Annotated in this window: 19 protein-coding genes; 14 read left to right on the top strand and 5 right to left on the bottom strand. The window is 70.8% G+C overall.

Annotated elements, in window-relative coordinates:
• The first annotated feature begins 205 nt into the window (after positions 1-205).
• The 5 genes from LN251_RS19710 to LN251_RS19730 all read left to right on the top strand — a co-directional run bounded on the left by LN251_RS19710 (position 206) and on the right by LN251_RS19730 (position 4,100).
• On the top strand, positions 206-2,404 hold the full coding sequence (locus tag LN251_RS19710) for an ATP-dependent DNA helicase UvrD2 (RefSeq protein WP_458245560.1): 2,199 nt from the start codon (positions 206-208) through the stop codon (positions 2,402-2,404).
• Between the two features lie 164 nt (positions 2,405-2,568).
• Positions 2,569-2,889, top strand: a complete 321-nt coding sequence (locus LN251_RS19715; protein ID WP_458245561.1) for a hypothetical protein — start codon at positions 2,569-2,571, stop codon at positions 2,887-2,889.
• A gap of 178 nt (positions 2,890-3,067) precedes the next feature.
• A complete protein-coding gene (locus LN251_RS19720) occupies positions 3,068-3,436 on the top strand; it encodes a WhiB family transcriptional regulator (RefSeq protein ID WP_030038270.1) in 369 nt (122 codons plus the stop codon).
• Entirely contained in the window at positions 3,433-3,759 is a 327-nt protein-coding gene (locus tag LN251_RS19725) for a hypothetical protein (RefSeq protein WP_362991593.1), read from the top strand. The genes LN251_RS19720 and LN251_RS19725 overlap by 4 nt, the downstream gene beginning before the upstream one ends.
• A 131-nt stretch (positions 3,760-3,890) precedes the next feature.
• Positions 3,891-4,100, top strand: coding sequence for a hypothetical protein (locus tag LN251_RS19730; protein ID WP_458245562.1), 210 nt, complete (start codon positions 3,891-3,893; stop codon positions 4,098-4,100).
• A 1-nt stretch (position 4,101) separates the two neighbouring features.
• Here the strand turns inward: LN251_RS19730 and LN251_RS19735 are convergent, their stop codons facing one another.
• Both LN251_RS19735 and LN251_RS19740 read right to left on the bottom strand, forming a co-directional pair.
• Complete coding sequence (locus LN251_RS19735) at positions 4,102-5,466, bottom strand: ABC1 kinase family protein (RefSeq protein WP_458245563.1); 1,365 nt, start codon at positions 5,464-5,466, stop codon at positions 4,102-4,104.
• The gene (locus LN251_RS19740; RefSeq protein WP_458245564.1) at positions 5,459-6,670 is read right to left on the bottom strand and encodes a TOMM precursor leader peptide-binding protein; all 1,212 of its coding nucleotides are present in this window, start codon (positions 6,668-6,670) and stop codon (positions 5,459-5,461) included. Before LN251_RS19740 ends, LN251_RS19735 begins: the two co-directional genes overlap by 8 nt.
• 284 nt (positions 6,671-6,954) lie before the next feature.
• On the opposite strand from LN251_RS19740, the gene LN251_RS19745 reads away from it, so the two are divergent.
• From LN251_RS19745 to LN251_RS19760, 4 genes are all read left to right on the top strand, one after another.
• A complete protein-coding gene (locus LN251_RS19745) occupies positions 6,955-7,551 on the top strand; it encodes a M48 metallopeptidase family protein (RefSeq protein ID WP_058923360.1) in 597 nt (198 codons plus the stop codon).
• A 123-nt stretch (positions 7,552-7,674) separates the two neighbouring features.
• Complete coding sequence (locus LN251_RS19750; protein WP_458245565.1) at positions 7,675-9,345, top strand: TerD family protein; 1,671 nt, start codon at positions 7,675-7,677, stop codon at positions 9,343-9,345.
• Between the two features lie 11 nt (positions 9,346-9,356).
• A complete protein-coding gene (locus LN251_RS19755) occupies positions 9,357-10,037 on the top strand; it encodes an AIM24 family protein (protein WP_058923358.1) in 681 nt (226 codons plus the stop codon).
• 18 nt (positions 10,038-10,055) lie between these two features.
• Positions 10,056-10,811, top strand: a complete 756-nt coding sequence (locus tag LN251_RS19760) for an AIM24 family protein (RefSeq protein WP_458245566.1) — start codon at positions 10,056-10,058, stop codon at positions 10,809-10,811.
• 44 nt (positions 10,812-10,855) lie between these two features.
• Here the strand turns inward: LN251_RS19760 and LN251_RS19765 are convergent, their stop codons facing one another.
• Both LN251_RS19765 and LN251_RS19770 read right to left on the bottom strand, forming a co-directional pair.
• Complete coding sequence (locus LN251_RS19765; protein ID WP_458245567.1) at positions 10,856-11,377, bottom strand: NUDIX hydrolase; 522 nt, start codon at positions 11,375-11,377, stop codon at positions 10,856-10,858.
• The gene (locus LN251_RS19770) at positions 11,374-12,798 is read right to left on the bottom strand and encodes a zinc-dependent metalloprotease (protein WP_058923355.1); all 1,425 of its coding nucleotides are present in this window, start codon (positions 12,796-12,798) and stop codon (positions 11,374-11,376) included. Before LN251_RS19770 ends, LN251_RS19765 begins: the two co-directional genes overlap by 4 nt.
• 191 nt (positions 12,799-12,989) lie before the next feature.
• On the opposite strand from LN251_RS19770, the gene LN251_RS19775 reads away from it, so the two are divergent.
• From LN251_RS19775 to LN251_RS19790, 4 genes are all read left to right on the top strand, one after another.
• Positions 12,990-14,102, top strand: a complete 1,113-nt coding sequence (locus LN251_RS19775; RefSeq protein WP_383678253.1) for an SDR family oxidoreductase — start codon at positions 12,990-12,992, stop codon at positions 14,100-14,102.
• A gap of 121 nt (positions 14,103-14,223) precedes the next feature.
• Positions 14,224-14,685, top strand: a complete 462-nt coding sequence (locus LN251_RS19780; RefSeq protein ID WP_058923353.1) for a molybdenum cofactor biosynthesis protein MoaE — start codon at positions 14,224-14,226, stop codon at positions 14,683-14,685.
• A 139-nt stretch (positions 14,686-14,824) separates the two neighbouring features.
• The gene (locus LN251_RS19785; RefSeq protein ID WP_200702410.1) at positions 14,825-14,989 is read left to right on the top strand and encodes a hypothetical protein; all 165 of its coding nucleotides are present in this window, start codon (positions 14,825-14,827) and stop codon (positions 14,987-14,989) included.
• Between the two features lie 52 nt (positions 14,990-15,041).
• The gene (locus LN251_RS19790; RefSeq protein ID WP_458245568.1) at positions 15,042-16,139 is read left to right on the top strand and encodes a YlbL family protein; all 1,098 of its coding nucleotides are present in this window, start codon (positions 15,042-15,044) and stop codon (positions 16,137-16,139) included.
• A gap of 117 nt (positions 16,140-16,256) precedes the next feature.
• Here the strand turns inward: LN251_RS19790 and LN251_RS19795 are convergent, their stop codons facing one another.
• Positions 16,257-16,799, bottom strand: coding sequence for a PPA1309 family protein (locus LN251_RS19795; RefSeq protein ID WP_458245569.1), 543 nt, complete (start codon positions 16,797-16,799; stop codon positions 16,257-16,259).
• Between the two features lie 142 nt (positions 16,800-16,941).
• Here LN251_RS19795 and LN251_RS19800 point away from each other — a divergent pair, with 142 nt between their 5' ends.
• Positions 16,942-19,911 (top strand): UPF0182 family membrane protein, encoded by a 2,970-nt coding sequence (locus LN251_RS19800; protein ID WP_458245570.1) that lies wholly within the window; start codon positions 16,942-16,944, stop codon positions 19,909-19,911.
• The last annotated feature ends 10 nt before the right edge of the window (positions 19,912-19,921 follow it).

The following is a 19,921-nucleotide window of genomic DNA, read 5'->3' on the forward strand; positions in this document are numbered from 1 at the left end:
AGGGAACGTACTTGAAAGGGCCACCATTCCCGCACGCGGCACCGGACCCCACGTGACGCCGGCCGCATCGATCCACGACGCCGGCCGCATCGATCCACGACGCCTGCCGCATCGATCCACGACGCCTGCCGCATTAGTACGACAAGAGGTGCCTGCCTGTGGACAACCGGAGCACCCGTCTCCGGCGACCTGGCAGCATGGCTGTGTGACAGCAGCAACGCACTCCACGCTCTTCCCGCCGGTACCGGACTCGGCCGACGCGGTGCTCGAAGGGCTCGACCCCGAGCAGCGCGAGGTGGCCACCGCCCTGCGCGGCCCGGTGTGCGTGCTGGCGGGCGCCGGCACGGGCAAGACCCGGGCGATCACCCACCGCATCGCCTACGGAGTGCGGGCCGGCATCCTCCAGCCGTCCAGCGTGCTGGCCGTCACCTTCACCAACCGCGCCGCGGGCGAGATGCGCGGCCGGCTGCGCCGGCTCGGCGCCGTCGGCGTCCAGGCCCGCACCTTCCACTCGGCGGCCCTGCGCCAGCTGCAGTACTTCTGGCCGAAAGCGGTCGGTGGTTCCATGCCCCGGCTCGTCGACCGCAAGATCCAGCTCGTCGCGGACGCGGCCGCCGCCTGCCGCATCCGCCTCGACCGGGGTGAGCTGCGGGACGTCACCGGTGAGATCGAGTGGTCCAAGGTCACCCAGACCGTCCCCGCCGACTACGCGGCGGCCGCCGCCAAGGCCGGCCGCGAGTCCCCCCGCGACCCCGCCGAGATCGCCCAGGTCTACTCCGTCTACGAGGACCTCAAGCGGGACCGCTCCGTCATCGACTTCGAGGACGTCCTGCTGCTGACCGTGGCCGTCCTTCAGGACCGGCACGACATCGCCGAGCAGGTCCGCGCCCAGTACCAGCACTTCGTGGTGGACGAGTACCAGGACGTCAGCCCCCTCCAGCAGCGCCTGCTGGAACTGTGGCTCGGCGACCGGGACGACCTGTGCGTCGTCGGCGACGCCAGCCAGACGATCTACTCGTTCACCGGAGCAACCCCCGACCACCTTCTCGACTTCCGCGCCCGCCACCCCGGAGCCACCGTCGTCAAGCTCGTCCGCGACTACCGCTCCACCCCGCAGGTCGTCCATCTCGCCAACGGCCTCCTCGCCCAGGCCCGCGGACGCGCCGCCGACCACCGCCTGGAACTGGTCTCGCAGCGGGCCGCGGGGCCCGAGCCCCGCTACACCGAGTACACCGACGAGCCCGCCGAGGCGGAGGGCGCCGCCCGCCGCATCCGCGAACTCATCGCCGCGGGCGTCCCGGCGAGCGAGATCGCGATCCTGTTCCGCACGAACTCCCAGTCGGAGACCTACGAGCAGGCCCTCGCCGACGCCGGAGTCCCCTACCAGCTCCGCGGCGCCGAGCGCTTCTTCGACCGGCCCGAGGTGCGCAGAGCCATCGTCAACCTCAGGGGCGCGGCCCGCTTCGGCGGCAACGACTCCCGGCTGGACGACGCCGTCGACCTGCCCTCCCAGGTGCGTGCCGTGCTCTCTGGAGAGGGCTGGACGACGGAGCCCCCGGCCGGCTCCGGCGCCGTCAGGGAGCGCTGGGAGTCCCTGGCCGCCCTGGTGAACCTGGCCCACGACTTCGCCGCCGCCGAGCGGGGCGCCACGCTGGCCGACCTCGTCGCCGAGCTGGACGAGAGGGCGAACGCCCAGCACGCCCCGACCGTGCAGGGCGTCACCCTGGCCTCGCTGCACTCCGCCAAGGGCCTCGAGTGGGACGTCGTGTTCCTGGTCGGCGTCGCCGAGGGCATGATGCCGATCACCTATGCGAAGACCGACGAGCAGATCGAGGAGGAGCGCCGCCTCCTGTACGTCGGTGTGACCCGCGCCCGTGAGCACCTGCACGTCTCCTGGGCGCTGTCCCGCTCGCCCGGCGGCCGCCCCAACCGCCGTCCCAGCCGCTTCCTGGACGGCCTGCGCCCCGGTTCCACCGGCACCCCCGGGCGCGGGGCGACGGGGGGCGCGGGGGGCGTCGAGCGCGGACGCACCAGCAGAGCGGAGACCGTCGCCCCGCGACGCACCCATCGCTCCCCAGCCCGCTGCCGGGTCTGCGGGCGCACCCTCACCGACGCCGGCGAGATGAAGCTGATGCGGTGCGAGGACTGTCCCTCCGACATGGACGAGGGTCTGTACGAGCGGTTGCGCGAGTGGCGCGCGGACCAGGCGCGGCGCAGCGGACAGCCCGCCTTCTGCGTCTTCACCGACAAGACGCTCGTGGCCATCGCCGAGGCCGTGCCGGACGACGAGCACGAGCTGGCCCGCATCCCCGGGGTCGGACAGCGCAAGCTCAACCGCTACGGGGCGGATGTACTGGCCCTCTGCGCAGGCCAGGACCTCGCGGGAGACGGCGCGAAAGACTGATGCGAACTCGTCGGAAAAATAGTTTGCGCATGCCCCAGCAATCCCCATAGGTTCTTAGCCACGGGGACAGAGGCCTTCTCGAAGGCCCTGATTCCGTGCTCTACTTGCATATCCGTCGGACTGGTTCATCCCAGTCCCCGAAGCGCCGAGAGGAGGCGAGTCCAGTGATCAGCATCAACAGCAGCTCCACCAGCACCGTCAAAATGACCGATCGCTCGGTCGTCGTCTCCCTGTGCATGCTCGGCGCTTCGATCCCGGGCACCGGTCTGTCCGGCATCCGTGCCGTGCGTCCGGCGTCCTCTGTGTCTCTCGCGGGTCTTCCCATCCGTGAGCGCAATGAGCGACCGACGAAGGCACTGGAAGCAGTAGAGGCACAGGCGCAGGCCTATGCCTTTACGGCGGCCGGTGCCGGAAGCCGGAAGCAGACGCAGCACCACCTGATGTGGGCCTTCCGTGGGCCAGAACCCTGGAGTGATCCAGCCTGACAGCCGATCAGGCCGGCGCCTTCAGGGCCGCGGAACCCCATCCGGGATCCGCGGCCCTTCTGTTTGTCCCCCCACCGGGGACGACGGAGCGAAGGGGCCTCGGGACAACAGCAGAACCCGGTACCACCCGCCTCCCGGCCCAACAGGGCCGGAAACGAACAGACGAGGAAGACGACCCGTGCAACTCGAAGCGCACGCCCCGTCCGTACCGCCTTCCGAAACGATCCCCCCGCCCGGCCTCACGGAGGACTCCACCTTGACCCCGCTCACCGCGCTCACCGCGCTCGACGACGCCATCGAGAACCTCGGCGTACCCGTCCCCTGCCGTTCCTACGACCCGGAGGTCTTCTTCGCCGAGTCGCCGGCCGACGTCGAGTACGCCAAGTCCCTCTGCCGCACCTGCCCGCTGGTCGAGGCCTGCCTCGCCGGCGCCAAGGAGCGGCGTGAGCCCTGGGGCGTCTGGGGTGGCGAGCTGTTCGTCCAGGGTGTCGTCGTCGCCCGCAAGCGGCCGCGTGGCCGCCCGCGCAAGAACCCGGTCACGGCATGAACACCGCAGGCACGATCGACCGTCCCCTCACGCACGACCCCAAGAAGCAGGCCCCGATGAAGCCGTCCACCACTGAGCCCACCGGCTCCGCGATCGAAGACTCCACCACCAGCACCGGCGTGACCGGTTCGCGTCAGAACAGGACCCGAGAGATGCAACTCATTCCAGAAGCCCTGGCACGTGCGCATATGCACGAGCGGCTGCGTGAGGCCGAGCGGGAACGCCCGGCCGCGCGCCTGATGGCCGCCCGCCGGATGCAGCGCCGTGCCGAGCTCGCCTCCCGGCGCGCTCGCCGCGCGCTCGCCATGGCGGTCATGCAGTAGCCGCCTGTCCCAAGCAGGCGCCTCCCGAGCCGGGGGCGCCGGCTCCCCGCGGGGGCCGGTCCGTGCGAACGGACCGGCCCCCGCGGTGCGTTGTGCCCGCCCGAGCCCGGTGCCGGAGGTATCGTCGCCGGATGACGAGTCATCCCGGGAACCGTGACGACTCGGGCTCCGCGGCGGAGCCCCTGCCGGTGGTGTGCGCACGCTGCGGCGCCCGAGCCGAGGGATCGCCGCCCACCTGGACCTTCTCGGTGGAGGACGGCGTCCGCCGGCATTACTGCGACGCCTGCTCGCGGGAGAACCTCAGGGCGATCGAGGGCCGATTGGACTCGGCCTGGTGGTAGCTCAGGCCTCCGCGGCCGGCTCGTCCTCCTCGTCCTCCAGGACGAACCCCGGCAGCCACTCCTCCAGCTCCTCGCGCAGCCGCACCGTGGCTCCCAGCTGACACAGCACGCCGATCGTGCTCAGCGTGACCCGGTGGATCAGCAGGTAGGCGGGGGGCAGGTTCAGCTGCTTGCCGAGCTGGTAGGCGGGGGAGCGGGGGTCGGCGATACGGGCCGCCTGGCTGCGCATCCAGCCGCGGGTGAAGGTGAACTCGTCCGCCCGCGCCGGTTCGATGATCGGCAGCAGGTAGTCGAGGACCGCCGCGGGGTCCAGCTCTATGGACTCCTTGACGAAACCCTCCTCGCGCAGCAGCTCGTAGACGGCCTCCGCGTCCGAGTCGAGGGTCATCCGCAGGGAGTAGCCGATCGGGGTGGGCAGTCCTCCGGGGAGACGGTCGACGGTGCCGAAGTCCAGCACGCCCAGCCGCCAGTCGCCCTCGCCCTCCGGGTCGCCGGGCAGCAGACGGAAGTTGCCCGGGTGCGGGTCGGCGTGCAGCAGACCGGTGCGGGCCGGCCCCGAGAAGAGGAAGCGGGCCAGGAGCTGGCCGGCGCGGTCGCGCTGCTCCGGGGTGCCGTCGGCGATGATCTCCGAGAGCGGGATGCCGTCCATCCACTCGGTGATCAGGATCTGGTCGCACTGGTGGACCACTGCCGGCACCACCACGTCCGGGTCGCCCGTGAACTCCTCGGCGTGGGTCCGCTGGGCCTGGGCCTCCAGGGCGTAGTCGAGCTCCTCCGAGACGCGGTCCCTGAGTTCCGTGATCAGCGGCTTGACGTCCATACCGGGGATGAGCGGACCCAGCAGACGCGCGAAACGGCTGAGCTGGTTCAGATCGGACAGGAGGGCGTCGCCGGCTCCCGGGTACTGCACCTTGACCGCCACCTCGCGGCCGTCGTGCCAGACCCCCCGGTGCACCTGACCGATCGAGGCCGCCGCTGCCGGCTTGTCCTCGAACTCCAGGAACAGCTCCTGCCAGTCAGCGCCGAGCCGCTCGGCGAGCACCGTGTGCACGGTGCGCGTCGGCATCGGCGGGGCCGCTTCCTGCAGCTTCGTCAGCGCCGCACGGTAGGGGCCGGCGACCTCCTCGGGGAGCGCGGACTCGAAGACGGACAGAGCCTGCCCGAACTTCATCGCACCGCCCTTGAGCTCGCCCAGCACCTTGAACAACTGCTCCGCCGTACGCTGCTGCAGCTCGCGGCCGACGATCTCCGCCGACTCGCCGACGATCCGCTTGCCCAGGCCCCAGGTGGCCCGCCCGGCGAAGCCGAGTGGGAGCGCGGCGAGCTTGGCGGTCCGGGTGACCGCCTTGCGGGGAAGATCAGACATGCGCCCTCCAAGTCCCTGCCGGCCGCGCCGCCTCTGCCTCACGGCACAACTTCATCGGCGACCGTTGCCCCTTCATTGTCGCGTGCCGCTCCGCGTCCTCATCGGTGTGTCCCCCTTTACTTACCTTCTCCCCGGCTCCGCACGGACATGCCGGGTGCGGCCAGACCGGTCGGGAATGCCAGCTCAGAGCGGGTAGAGAGACCTCCCAGCGAGCTCCGGCGCTTCCCGGGAGACGGCCGTCGAGAAAGGCGAGCGCGTGGGCCGCCGTCAGTCCGGCGACCGTGGTGGCCAGTGTCACATCGCACGGCCGCACCTGCCGTGACCTGCCCGAACCCGACCGCCACTGGGCTACCAGGCGGGGCCAGGCCGGGTCCCGGTCGGTGCGCCCCTCGTGCAGACAGCCCGCGCAGCCGGTCTCGCCGGGCAGCACGAGGGGGCCGACGACACCGGTCGCCTCCACCACACCGGCGTACAGATGGGGCGTACCCGAAGTGATGAGGGGTTCGGCGGCGGACGGCGCGGGGGCGTGGACGGCGACGTCGTCGCGCGGGGCCAGGACCACCAGCGAGAATCCGGCCTCGCCGCCGGAGGACGGTTCCGCGGGGCCGCGGCGCGGCGGACGGCCCGGTGCGCAGCGGCGTACCGCCTGCCGGGCGGCCTCGTCCCGGCGGGCGCCGACGGACTCCGGGGGCAGACCACCCGGCGAGACGTCCCAGCGCTCGACCCGGCCGATGTCGCGGACGTCGACCTCGCCGACGCCCGCCGCCGCCAGCAGCGAGGCCAGCAGTGCTCCCACCCGGCCCGCTCCCCGGACCTGCACGCGCAGGGAACGCCGGGCGGCCAGGCGCCCGATCGCGTCGCCCGGTTCGGCGCTGAACACCGACAGGGAGGCGAGGTCGGGGCGCAGCCGGTCCAGGACCTCCTTCCTGCCGCGCAGGGTGTCGGCGGCCGGCCCGCCCCCTTTGGCGTCGTCCAGCAGACCGGCTCCGGCCAGCCGGGACACCAGCTTGTCGACATGGCCGTCGGGCAGGTCCATGCGGCGCCCCTCCTCGCGCAGGAGCGGCAGGCCGCGCGTGCCGTCGAGCAGGTCGAGGAAACTGCCGGTCGCGGAGTCCATCGGGCCCAGCGTCAGCGCGTGCGCCGCGGCCATCCCGAACTGCACCGTGTTGAGATCACGCCAGCCGCGTCTGAGCGCGTGCTTCATCACCGGCGCGATCACATCCGTTACATTCCCGGCATCCGTGGCAATCAGTGCATCTGTCGCATTCATCGGCAGGCCCCCGTAGCCCTGAGAGAACATCCCGTCCGCCGGCGGAGGCAGGTCGGCCTCCGCGGTTGAGACCCAGCATGCCCGGGCCCGGCGGAGCGTGCCGAAAGTTGTCCACAGGCGGTGGATATTCGTCGTACGAATCAAACGCTCGGTGGGGGATCGGCACGGAACCGTCCCGGAGTCGGGACTTCCCCAGGTACAGCGGGTAACGTCGGGGCGTGCCCGCCGACCCACTGCACCGCGCCGGAACGCCACAGCGCAGCACGACGAGCCAGCCGCCGAGCGGCTCGGGGGCGAGCGCGATCGAGGTCCGCAGGAGCGCCCGGCGACGCCGGACGGTCTCCGCGTACCGCGAGGGCGATCGCACCGTCGTGCTCATCCCTGCCCGGATGTCCGAGGCTGAGGAGCAGCGCTGGGTCACCGTCATGCTCGACAAGCTGGCCGCCCAGGAGAGCAAACGGATCCTCGGCGACGACGCGCTGGCCGAGCGTGCCGAGCGGCTGTCCGCCCAGTACTTCGAGGGCCGGGCGCGGCCCGCCTCGGTGCGCTGGGTCACCAACCAGAACACGCGCTGGGGCTCGTGCACCCCGTCGGAGGGCAGCATCCGCCTGTCGCACCGGCTGCAGGGGATGCCCGAGTACGTCATCGACTACGTGCTCGTCCATGAGCTGGCGCATCTGCTGGTGCCCGGGCACGGACCCCGGTTCTGGCGGCTCCTGGAGGCCTATCCGCGCACCGAACGGGCCCGCGGCTACCTCGAAGGAGTGGTCGCCGCCGAACGGTTGCCGCATCTGCCGGGCGTCCGCGAGGACTGACGGACGCCCCCGCTGCCGGGACGCGGTTGTGTACCGGGTCTGTACCGGCTTCTTCCGATGTCGGAGTTAGCCGTTAGCCTGGCGCGACGCACTCGCATTCGGGATGGGGGACGGTCGTTACGCATGGCCAGGGAATTCCAACGCGGCCACAAGGCCAAGATCAGTGACCTCACCCCGGGCACCGATCTGTACGTAGGCGTGCAGATCGGCGGACCCGGGCTGACGTTCGACATCAGCTGCTTCGGTCTCGACGCCGACGAACGGCTCTCGGACGACCGCTATTTCATCTTCTTCAACCAGCCCAAGTCCCCCGAGGAGTCCATCCAGCTCCTGGGTGCGCAGGCAGGCGACACCGAGTCCTTCCGGATCACGCTGGACCGGGTCCCGCCGCAGATCCAGAAGCTGTCCTTCACGGCGACCATCGACGGCGCCGGCCAGATGTCGCAGGTCGGACCCGGCTACCTGCGGATCGTCGCGGGCGGCGAGGAGGTGGCCCGGTACGCGTTCAACGGCTCGGAGTTCACCACCGAGCGGGCCGTGATGCTGGGCGACTTCTACCTGAAGGACGTGTGGCGCTTCGCGGCCGTCGGCCAGGGCTTCGACGGCGGTCTGGAGGCGCTGCTGAAGAACTTCGGCGGCGAGGTCGCGGAGGAGGAGGCCCCCGCGGCTCCCCAGCAGCCGCAGGCCTCCGGCGCAGCTCCCGGCTTCGCACCGCCCGCGTTCGCCGCCCCGGCCGCTCCTCCCGCCCCGGCACCGGCGCCGCAGCCCGCCCAGGGCTTCGCCCCGCCCCCGGGCGCGACCCCGCCCCCGCCCGCGGCGCCCACGCCCGCGCCGGCGCCGAACGTGCACGCCGCGCCCACCATCGTCGCGCCGATGAGCCCGCCCGGCGGCGCCACGGTGCCGCCGCCCGGCCCCGTCCCGGCGCCGTACGGCCAGCCGCCCCAGCAGCAGCCCTACGGCCAGCCCCCCGGCCACGGCGCCCCGCCGCCCGGATACCCGCAGGCGCCTCAGGCCCCCGCCCCGCCGCCCGGTTACGGTCAGCCGCCCGGCTACGGCCAGCAGCCGCCCTTCGGCCAGGTCCCCGGCCAGCAGGCGGGCGGCTACGGCGTCCCGCAGGGCGCTCCCCAGGGGGGCGCCGGTGTGTCCGCCGCGCTGTCGGTGTTCAAGGAGACGCCCACCGGTCAGCGCTGGACGCAGCAGAACAAGAAACTCATCCGGGTCGACCTCGGCATGGGCGGCCAGCCCGTGCTCGCCCGCCAGGGCAGCATGGTGCTCTACCAGGGCAAGGTCGACTTCAGCTACAAGGGCGCCGGCTTCGCGGGCCGCATCGTGGGCAACGCCACCGGCCAGGAGATGCAGCTGATGCGCTGCACCGGCCAGGGCCAGGTGTTCCTCGCCGAGAACGCCACGCATCTGCACCCCATCGAGCTCCAGGGCGACGCGATCTGCGTCTCCGCCGAGAACGTCCTCGCCTTCGACGAGACCCTGCAGTACGAGGTCCGGCGCATCGAGGGGCACGGCATCCCCGGGGGCGCGCTGTTCACGATGCAGTTCCAGGGGACCGGCACCCTCGTCGTGAAGACGCACGGCACGCCGGTGGTGCTGCCCGTCACGCCCACGACGTTCGCCGACGCCAACGCCGTGGTCGCCTGGTCGGCCGCCTCCCAGGTGATCGTCTCCAGCCAGGTCCGGATGCGCCGCAACGCCTACCCGGGCGACACCGGCGAGAGCGTGAACCTGCAGTTCCGGGGCGCCCCCGGCAACTTCATCGTCGTCCAGCCGTACGAGGTCTGAGGGAGCCCGTCATGAACCAGCCGCTCGCGGGCTTCGCCCCCGCACCCGTCACCGCCCGCATGGAGAACCACGGCGAGCACATGCTCAAGGTCGCCATGCAGAGCGGGCAGGACCTCCTCGCGCGCGTGGGCTCGATGATCGCCTACGAGGGCTTCATCCAGTACGAGCCCAACCCGCCGGCCGTGCGCCAGATCGCCCGCGACTGGATCACCGGCGAGGGCGCGCCCCTGATGAAGTGCTCCGGCGACGGACTGCTCTACCTCGCCGACTACGGCGCGAACGTCGTCGTCATCAACCTCAACGGCGACGGCATCTCCGTCAACGCCACCAACCTGCTCGCCTTCGACGCCCACCTCACCTGGGGCGTCGAGCGGGTCAAGGGGCTGGCGAAGTTCGCCGGACAGGGCCTGTGGAACACGAAGATCTCCGGGCAGGGCTGGGTCGCGCTGACCTCCCGGGGCACGCCGATCGTCGTGGACTGCGGTGGTGGCGAGGACGAGACGTACGTCGACCCGGACGCCCTCGTCGCCTGGTCCCCGAACCTCAAGGTGAAGGGCAAGCGCAGCTTCAAGGCGCAGTCGCTGATCGGCCGCGGCAGCGGCGAGGCCTACCAGATGGGCTTCTCCGGTCAGGGCATCGTCGTCGTCCAGCCCAGCGAGGACAGCACCGACCGCCTGCGGTTCCGGGGCTGAGGGGGAGCCAGAAACGCCATGCAGAGTTCGCTTTTCGCCCACAACGACTCCCAGTCCCAGGAGCGCTACAGCCTGCAGAACAAGCAGCTGCTGCGCGTCAGCCTGCAGGGCCACGACGACATCCTGGCCCGCAAGGGCACGATGGTCGCCTACCAGGGGCTCGTCGAGTTCGACGCGGAATACCAGAGCAACAACCAGGCACGCGCGCGTGCCTACACCGGCGAGGGCCTGAGCCTCATGCGCTGCCACGGGCAGGGCACGGTGTACTTCGCCAACCTCGCCCAGCACATCCATGTGGTGGACGTGGACCAGGACGGCCTGACCGTCGACAGCAGCTACGTGCTCGCGATGGACTCCTCGCTGCACCACGAGGTCATCGCCGTCGACAGCCTCTACGGCATCTCCGGCTCCGGGAAGTACCAGCTGAACATCACCGGCCGCGGCAAGGTCGCGCTGATGACCTCGGGCGCGCCGCTGATGCTGCAGGTCACACCCGACAAGTACGTCAACTGCGACGCCGACGCGATCGTCGCCTGGTCCACCGGTCTGCGGGTGCAGATGCAGGCCCAGACGCACTCCTCCGGGGTGTGGCGCCGCCGCGGCAACACCGGTGAGGGCTGGGAGCTCAGCTTCATGGGCAGCGGCTTCGCGCTGGTCCAGCCGAGTGAACTGCTGCCGCCGCAGAACGCCCAAGTCGGGCAGGGCCTCGCCGCCCAGTACGGCATGGGCCAGCACGGGGTGCGGGCCCAGAACCAGGGCAACGTCTGGAGCTAGAACCGGTCAGGGGTGATCGCCGAAGGTGGTCACCCCTCACCCGTTCAGAGCCTGGCGCGGGTCTCCTCCAGCAGTCGTACGACCGACTCGTCGGCCACGTCCGCCACCTCGTCGTAGCCGAACCAGCGCAGGTCGAGGGACTCGTCACTGATCTCCTGGACCGCTCCAGGGGGCGCCAGGACGGCGTACTGCACGTCGAGGTGCCAGTGACAGGGGGCCGGGATCGGGTGCCGGTCGAGCCGGACCGGGCCGCCCGGCAGCAGCGCGAGCCCGGTGATGCCCGACTCCTCGGTGGCCTCGCGCAGCGCCGCCGCCTCCAGCGAGGCGTCCCCGGGCTCGCAGTGCCCGCCCATCTGCAGCCACATCCGCAGCTTCCGGTGCAGGGTGAGCAGCACACGCCCCCGCGAGGGGTCGATCACCAGGGCGCTCGCCGTGAGGTGGCCGGCCCCGCAGGACTTCCACATGCCGTCCGGGTGGGCCGCCAGATGGTCGAGGTAGGCCTGGCGCAGCTCTTCCTGGCCCTCGTACCCCTTCAGGACGAGGACCGCGTCGTCGTACAGGCTCACTCGGTGTCGTCGCCCTTGTCGTCGTCCTTCTTGCGCAGGTCGGGCTTGTCCGCCGCCTCGCCCAGCATCTTGTCCAGCTCGGAGAAGTCCAGCTGCTCGCGGTGCACGAAGCCGTCCGGGTCGTCCAGGTCGGAGGCTGTGGGCAGCATGTCCGGGTGGGACCACAGGGCGTCGCGGCCGTCGATGCCGCGCGCGTCGGTGAGCGAGGCCCACAGGCGGGAGGCGTCGCGCAGGCGGCGCGGGCGCAGCTCCAGGCCGATCAGCGTGGCGAACGTCTGCTCCGCAGGACCGCCCGAGGCGCGGCGGCGGCGCAGGGTCTCGCGCAGCGCGTCGGCGGACGACAGACGCGGCTTCGCGGCCGCGTGCACCACCGCGTCCACCCAGCCCTCGACGAGCGCCAGAGCGGTCTCCAGGCGGGCCAGGGCCGCCTTCTGCTCGGGCGTGTCCTCCGGCTGGAACATGCCCTGCTGCAGGGCGTCCTGCAGCTGCTCCGGGTTCTGCGGGTCGAACTGGCCGACGACGTCCTCCAGCTTGGCGGTGTCGACCTTGATCCCGCGGGCGTAGCCGTCGACCGCGCCGTACAGGTGCGAGCGCAGCCACGGCACGTGCGCGAAGAGGCGCTGGTGGGCGGCCTCGCGCAGGGCCAGGTACAGCCGCACCTCCTCCTTCGGCACGCCCAGGTCCTTGCCGAAGGTCTCGATGTTCACCGGCAGCAGCGCCGCCTTGCCGGCCGGGCTCAGCGGCAGGCCGATGTCGGTGGAGCCGACGACCTCGCCCGCGAGCACGCCCACGGCCTGCCCGATCTGCGTGCCGAACATGGCGCCGCCCATCGAGCGCATCATGCCGATCAGCGGGCCCGCCATGGCCTGCATCTCCTCCGGCAGGACGTCGCCCATCGCGGTGCCGACACGCTCGGCGACCGGGTCGACGAGCTCCTGCCACGCGGGCAGGGTCGCCTCCACCCACTCCGCGCGCGACCACGCCACCGCGGTGCCGGCGCCGGACGGCAGGGACGTCACGTCGTCCAGCCACAGGTCGGCCAGGCGGACGGCCTCCTGGACGGCGTTGCGCTCGGCGGGGCCCACGCTCGCGTCCTTCACGCCGTCCGCGGTGCCCTGCGAGACGGTCTGGCGGGCGATCTGCTTCGCCATGTCCCAGTTCACCGGGCCGCCCTCGTACGAGAGCATCTGGCCCAGCTGCTGGAAGGCGGCGCCCAGGTCGGTGGGGTTCAGGGAACCGAACATGGCGGCGAGCGGGTTGTCACCGCCGGGGCCGCCGAAGCCGCCGGCGCCGGACAGCCCGAAACCGAACGGGTTGGCCGGGTCCTGACCACCACCGCTCTGCTGGTCCTTCTTCTTGCCCTCGTCGCCGTCGTCCGGCTCCTCCGGCGGAAGGCCGAATCCGAATGGGGTGTCGCTCACGGGATTCCTCGGCTGGTAAGGCCGCCGGTGTCCCCGACGGCGCGGCTGCCCGATGACACCACCCAGCGTAGACACCACGGGCGGTTCGGGCCTCGGTGCTTCGCCGACTCGTGGCCTGCGGCAGGATGGATGCCACCTGGTACGGACGCGTCACTCGCGTTCTTACTGAAGACAACCGCTGGAGACGCCCGGTGAGTTCCCCAGATCCGCAGGTTCGCGCAGCGCGAAACGAGTCAACCCCCCCGACTGTACGCGGGCCCGTCGTCGCGGTCACCGGCGCCGCGACCGGTGTCGGCGCGCTGCTCACCGAGCGGCTGGCCGCGTCCGACGCGATCAAGCAGGTCATCGCCATCGACGAGCGGCGCGGCGAGTGCGCGGCGGCCCAGTGGCACATCCTCGACGTGCGCGACCCCGCCATCGCCGACAAGCTGCGCGGTGCCGACGTCGTGGTCCATCTGGCGCTCGACCTCGACCTCGAGACCGACGCCGCCGCCCGGACGGCCTACAACGTCCGGGGGACGCAGACCGTGCTCACGGCCGCCGCCGCGGCCGGGGTGCACCGGGTCGTGCTGTGCACGTCCTCGATGGTCTACGGGGCGCTGCCGGACAACGAGCTGCCCCTCTCGGAGGACGCCGAGCTGCGGGCCACGGCCGAGGCCACCGGTGTGGGCGACCTGCTAGAGGTCGAGCGGCTCGCACGGCGCGCGCCCCGGGCGCACCCCGGACTGAACGTCACCGTCGTGCGTCCGGCCGTGCTGGTGGGAGGCACCGACACCGCGCTCACCCGGTATTTCGAGTCGCCCCGGCTGCTGGTCGTGGCCGGGTCGCGGCCGGCCTGGCAGTTCTGCCACGTCGAGGACCTGTGCAGCGCCCTGGAGTACGCCGTCCTGGAGAAGGTCGAGGGCGAGCTCGCCGTGGGCTGCGAGGGGTGGCTGGAGCAGGAGGAGGTCGAGGAGCTCAGCGGGATCCGGCGGATGGAGCTGCCGTCGGCCGTGGCGCTCGGCGCGGCGGCCCGGCTGCACCGGATCGGGCTGACGCCGTCGCCGGCCGGGGACCTCGCCTACACGATGTACCCCTGGGTGGTGAGCGGCAGCCGGCTGCACGACGCCGGGTGGCGGCCGCAGTGGACCAACGAGGAGGTGCTCGCGGAGCTGCTGGAGGAGGTCTCCGGGCGGCACACCGTCGCCGGGCGGCGGCTGGGACGCAAGGACGCGACCGCGGCGGGTGCCGCGGGGGCGACGGTGGCCCTGCTGGGCGCGGCGGCCGTGGTACGGCGGGCCCGCAAGGCCCGGCGCCGGATCTGACCGGCCCGGCCGGACCGACCGGCTCGGCGCCGCGGCCCTGTAGGAGTCGCCGAACCGCACGCGCATGTGCCTGGTGAACGTCGTATTCCGTGTTGTCACGGGCGTGAGGCACGATGGACGCATGGCAGACACCCACGATCACCCCGGCGAGCGGGCCGCGGACGATCCCGTCAAGCTCATCGGCGTGCGCGAGACGCCCCTGTCGGTCGACGAGGTCTTCCGGGCCGTCGGGGACGACGCCGCCGGCGGGACCGCGCTGTTCGTGGGCACCGTGCGCAACCACGACGGCGGAACGGACGTCGACCGGCTCGGCTACTCGTGCCACCCCAGTGCCGAGGCGGAGATGCGGCGGATCGCCGAGAAGGTCGTCGCGGAGTATCCCGTGCGGGCCCTGGCGGCGGTGCACCGCGTCGGGGACCTCGCGGTCGGGGATCTGGCCGTCGTGGTCGCCGTGTCGTGTCCGCACCGGGGCGAGGCCTTCGACGCCTGCCGGAAGCTGATCGACGACCTCAAGCACGAGGTGCCGATCTGGAAGCACCAGACCTTCTCCGACGGTACGGAGGAATGGGTCGGCGCCTGCTGAGCACCCGTAGGGAGTCCGCTGACTCCCTACGTCGGCCCCGGGTTGCGTAACCGCACCCCTGGCATGAGCGTTGTCAGTGGCGGCGGTTAATCTGCTGATCAGTCAGTTCGCGATCGCTCACCGGGGATGGGAGGTCGGCATGGGTGCGCTCGTGTGGTTGTTGATTCCGCTGGTGGCAGCGATCGGCGCCGGTCTGTGGGGCAGTTGGGCCAACCGCACCCGCAAGGTGCGCGGCGACGGACCGGAGCTCGACGGGTACGCCCGCTTCCGTGAGGCCATGGAGAAGTCCCACTCCGGTACATGACAGAGGGTGGGGCTGACGGCCCTCCGACAGACACGTCCCGTACTGTCGTGGCATGCCACGCCGCACCGCGACGATGCTCGCCTCCACCCTGATGCTGATCGCGCTCCTGTGCGCGGGAGTCTTCATCCCCGTGCCGTACTCGGAGATGTCACCGGGCCCGACGGTGAACACGTTGGGGAACCACGACGGCGAGCCGGTGTTGCAGATCTCCGGGCGCAGGACGTACGCCACCAGCGGGAACCTGAACATGACCACGGTGCGGGTCACCAGCGCCGACTACCGGATGAACCTCGTCGAGGCCGTGTACGGGTGGCTCGCGCACGACAACAAGGTCGTGCCGCACGACACGCTCTACCCGGACGGCAAGACCGAGGAGCAGTCGACCCAGGAGAACGCCGAGGAGTTCAGCCAGTCGCAGGAGAGCGCCAAGGTGGCGGCGCTCAAGCAGCTCGGCGTCCCGGTGACGTCCTGGGTGATCGTCTCCACGGTGGTGAAGGACTCGCCCGCCGAGGGCAGGCTGCACGCCGGGGACGTCATCAAGGCCGTCGACGGCACCGTGGTCAAGGAGCCGGCCGACGTCGCCAAGCTGGTGACCAAGCACAAGCCGGGCGAGAACGTGGTCTTCACGATCGTGCCGGCCAAGGAGCAGGCCGCCGCCGAGAAGGCGCACAGGACGGCGACGAAGACCGAGAAGATCACGATCACGACCGCCACGTCCGACGACAGCGGGGCGAAGCGGGCCATCGTCGGGATCTCCGCCGGGACCGACCACACCTTCCCGTTCACCATCGACATCAAGCTCGCCGACGTCGGCGGCCCCAGCGCCGGACTGATGTTCGCGCTCGGCATCTACGACAAGCTCACCCCGGGCAGCCTCACCGGCGGCAGGTTCGTGGCCGGCACCGGCACGATCGACGACAACGGCAAGGTCGGCCCGATCGGTGGCATCGAGATGAAGACGGTCGGCGCGCGCGACAAGGGCGCCCGGTACTTCCTGACCCCGGCCGAGAACTGCGCGGCCGCCGCCAAGGACACCCCCGGCGGACTCAGGCTCGTCAAGGTGAACACCATCAAGGACGCCCTGTCGGCGCTCAAGGACATCCGCAGCGGCGACACCGCCGCCCTGCCGAAGTGCACGGCCAAGGGCTGACGCACGGGCCCCGGACACGGACGGGGGCGCCCTCGCTCATGCGGGGCGCCCCCGTCGCCGTACCGGAGGAGCTCGCTCCGGAGAAGCCAAACCCGGAGGATTCCGGTCCGGAGGAGCTCAGTCCTCGAAGGTCGCCGACAGGGCCTCGGCCAGGCCCGGCACCAGGTCGCCGCCCGTGAGGACCTCCGTGGGCGTGTCCTTCTCGCGCAGCCGAAGGGCCGATTCGCGGGTGCCGTCACGCAGCACCGCGACCGTCATCCGGACCTCCTGGCGGTCGGGGTGCTCGGCGACCCACTGCGCGAGCTTCTTCTCGTTCAGCCCCTCCGGTACGGACGCCTCGGCCGACGGCGGCAGCATCAGCCGCTCCACCGTCAGCGCGCACCCGACGACCGCGTCGGGCCACGCGATCGTGGCGAGGAACTCGTCCAGCGGCCTGCCCGCCGGGATCTCGTCCTGCTCGATCGGGGTGAGAGCGGCGGACTCCTGCTCCTCCTCCAGGCCGAGCTGGGCCGCGAGGGCGGGTTCCTGGGTTCGCAGCCGAGCGGTGTCTACGAGGGCGAAGAGGCGGGCGGGCTGGTCCCAGCCGAGGCCGGAGGCGTACTCGTCGATCTCGAGAACGGCCCGGGTGAGCGGGTTCGCCGCCATGGGGGTGTTGGACATGGTCACAATCCTGCCTCGTTCATGGCCGGAATCGGGAACCGAGTAAACGGTGAGTAAGTTGCATAGGTGTGGGCCCACGATCACGGGGGGCCACGGCAGGCCCGTGAAACCGCGGGCCTGACGGACCGACAGCGACTTCGAGGTGCGCACCTTGGCTTTCCAGATGCCGGACCGCGGCGGAGGCCCGACGGGGCCACGGATCAGAGTGGGCCGCCCGTCCCGGCGCGTCCGGACCCTGCTCATGACACTGGGCGTCCTTGCCGTGCTCGGCATGGCGTTCACCATGTTCGCGGGCTTCTGGACGGACTGGCTCTGGTACCGGTCGGTGCACTACTCGTCCGTGTTCACCACCACCCTGTGGACCAAGATCGGCCTGTTCTTCGTCTTCGGTCTGCTGATGGCCCTCGCGGTCGGCGTCAACATCTGGCTCGCGCACCGGCTGCGGCCGCCGTTGAGCGCCATGTCGATGGAGCAGCAGAGCCTCGACCGCTACCGCATGGGCATCGCGCCCTACAAGAGGTGGCTGCTGCTCGCGATCACCTCCCTGGTGGGCCTGATCGCCGGCGCCTCGGCGTCCAGCCAGTGGCGGACCTGGTTGATGTGGGTCAACGGCGTGCCCTTCCACCAGAAGGACCCGCAGTTCCACCTCGACGTCTCCTTCTACGCCTTCGACCTGCCCTGGTACCGCTTCCTGCTGGGCTTCGGCTTCGCCGCCACGATCCTCGCGCTGATCGCCGCCGCGCTGACCCACTACCTGTACGGCGGGCTCAGGATCACCTCCCCGGGCGCGCGGGCCACCGCGGCCGCGACCGGGCACCTGTCGGTGCTGCTCGGCGTCTTCGTCGCGCTGAAGGCGGTCGCGTACTGGCTCGACCGGTACGGCCTGGCGGTGAAGTCCAGCGACTTCAAGGCCACGGACAACTGGACCGGTCTGAGGTACGTCGACGCGAACGCCTACCTGCCGGCGAAGACCATCCTGTTCTGCATCGCCGTCATCTGCGCCCTGCTGTTCTTCGCCACCCTGTGGCGGCGCACCTGGCAGCTGCCGGTGATCGGCTTCGGCCTGATGGTGCTCTCCGCCATCCTGATCGGCGGGCTCTACCCGGCGATCGTGCAGAAGTTCCAGGTCCAGCCGAACGAGCAGGCCAAGGAAGCCCCGTACGTCCAGAAGAACCTCAAGGCGACGCGCGAGGCCTACGGCATCGACGGCACCAAGGTCAGCGACTACTCGGGCACCAGCAAGACCCAGGACAAGGCGACGCTGCGCGACGACGTCGACTCCACGGCGAGCATCCGCATCCTGGACCCGAACATCGTCTCGCCGACGTTCCAGCAGCTGCAGCAGATCAGGAACTACTACGCGTTCCCGACCAACCTGGACGTCGACCGCTACACCAAGGACGGCAAGGTCCAGGACACGGTCATCGGTCTGCGGGAGCTGAACCTCAACGGCATCCCGAAGAACAACTGGATCAACGACCACTTCCGCTACACCCACGGCTACGGCGTGGTGGCGGCCAAGGGCACCGCGGCCGACCCCAACGGCCAGCCGGTCTTCACCGAGTCCGACCTGCCCTCCCGGGGTGACCTGGGGACGTACGAGCAGCAGGTCTACTACGGCGAGAAGACCACCACCTACTCGATCGTCGGCGGTCCCCAGAAGGAGATCGACTACTCCGACGACAGCGGTGAGAAGACCACCAGCTACCAGGGCAAGAGCGGCGTCAACCTCGCCAACCCGATCAACCGGGCGGCGTACGCGGTGGCGTTCAGCGAGCCGCAGATCCTCTACTCCGGCGCCATCGGCGAGGGTTCGCGGATTCTGTACAACCGCACGCCCAAGGAGCGCGTCGAGGCGGTGGCGCCCTGGCTGACCATCGACGGCGACGCCTATCCGGCGGTGGTCGACGGCCGTATCCAGTGGATCGTCGACGCGTACACGACGACGAACGGCTACCCGTACGCGTCCCGTACGACCCTCGGTGACACGACGGCCGACTCGCTGACCGCGACCAACAACTCGCGCGCGGTGGTGGCCCAGCAGAACCAGGTCAACTACATCCGCAACTCGGTGAAGGCGACCGTCGACGCCTACACCGGCGAGGTCAAGCTCTATCAGTGGGACACCCAGGACCCGGTCCTGAAGACCTGGATGAAGGCATTCCCGGGCACGGTCGAGTCCAAGAGCGCCATCTCCAAGTCGCTGCTGGCGCATCTGCGGTACCCGCAGGACCTGTTCAAGGTCCAGCGCGAGCTGCTGACCCGCTACCACGTCACCAACCCGACCACCTTCCTCACCGGCAGCGAGGTGTGGCAGGTGCCGGACGACCCGACCAACAAGTCGGGCAACGCGGTGCCGCCGTACTACCTGAGCATGAAGATGCCCGACCAGGCGTCGCAGGCGTTCTCGCTGACGACGACGTTCACGCCCAACGGCCGTGACAACCTGAGTGCGTTCATGTCGGTCGACGCCCAGGCGGACTCCAGCGACTACGGAAAGATCAGAATCCTGAAGCTGCCGACCAGTACGACGGTCGACGGGCCCAAACAGGTGCAGAGCCAGTTCAACTCCGAACAGGACATCGCCGAGTCGATCAAGTTGCTCAAGGGCGGTGACTCCGACATCGAGTACGGCAACCTGCTCACGGTGCCGCTCGACGGAGGACTGCTCTACGTGGAGCCGGTCTACGTACGCGGTGGTGGACTGAAGTACCCACTGCTGCGCAAGGTGCTGGTCAGCTACGGCGACAAGACCGCCTTCGAGGACACCCTCGACCAGGCGCTCAACAAGGTCTTCGGGGCGGAGAGTTCGACCACCACGCCGCCCGACCAGGGGACCACCAAGCCGCCGACGTCCAGCAACCCGACGGTCCAACAGGCCCTCGACGACGCCCAGAAGGCCTTCGACGCCGGCCAGACGGCCCTGAAGAAGGGCGACTGGAAGGCGTACGGCGAGGCGCAGAAGGACCTCGAGGACGCGCTGAAGAGGGCCGAGGAGGCGCAGTCCAAGGCCGGCAAGACCTCCGGCGGCAGCGGCGGCGGCAACAAGAGCAGCAGCAGTCCGAGCCCCAGCGGCAGTCCCAGCCCGAGCGGCAGTCCGGGCAGCGGCTGATCAAAGGCCA

Source organism: Streptomyces sp. MAI_2237 (assembly GCF_054189285.1).

Bases quoted from the DNA above. Each gene is read 5' to 3' on its own strand.
- LN251_RS19725 (WP_362991593.1), top strand. From the start codon at position 3,433: ATGAACACCGCAGGCACGATCGACCGTCCCCTCACGCACGACCCCAAG.
- LN251_RS19730 (WP_458245562.1), top strand. From the start codon at position 3,891: ATGACGAGTCATCCCGGGAACCGTGACGACTCGGGCTCCGCGGCGGAG.
- LN251_RS19735 (WP_458245563.1), bottom strand. From the start codon at position 5,466: ATGTCTGATCTTCCCCGCAAGGCGGTCACCCGGACCGCCAAGCTCGCC.
- LN251_RS19740 (WP_458245564.1), bottom strand. From the start codon at position 6,670: ATGAAGCACGCGCTCAGACGCGGCTGGCGTGATCTCAACACGGTGCAG.
- LN251_RS19750 (WP_458245565.1), top strand. From the start codon at position 7,675: ATGGCCAGGGAATTCCAACGCGGCCACAAGGCCAAGATCAGTGACCTC.
- LN251_RS19755 (WP_058923358.1), top strand. From the start codon at position 9,357: ATGAACCAGCCGCTCGCGGGCTTCGCCCCCGCACCCGTCACCGCCCGC.
- LN251_RS19760 (WP_458245566.1), top strand. From the start codon at position 10,056: ATGCAGAGTTCGCTTTTCGCCCACAACGACTCCCAGTCCCAGGAGCGC.
- LN251_RS19780 (WP_058923353.1), top strand. From the start codon at position 14,224: ATGGCAGACACCCACGATCACCCCGGCGAGCGGGCCGCGGACGATCCC.
- LN251_RS19785 (WP_200702410.1), top strand. From the start codon at position 14,825: ATGGGTGCGCTCGTGTGGTTGTTGATTCCGCTGGTGGCAGCGATCGGC.
- LN251_RS19790 (WP_458245568.1), top strand. From the start codon at position 15,042: ATGCCACGCCGCACCGCGACGATGCTCGCCTCCACCCTGATGCTGATC.
- LN251_RS19795 (WP_458245569.1), bottom strand. From the start codon at position 16,799: ATGTCCAACACCCCCATGGCGGCGAACCCGCTCACCCGGGCCGTTCTC.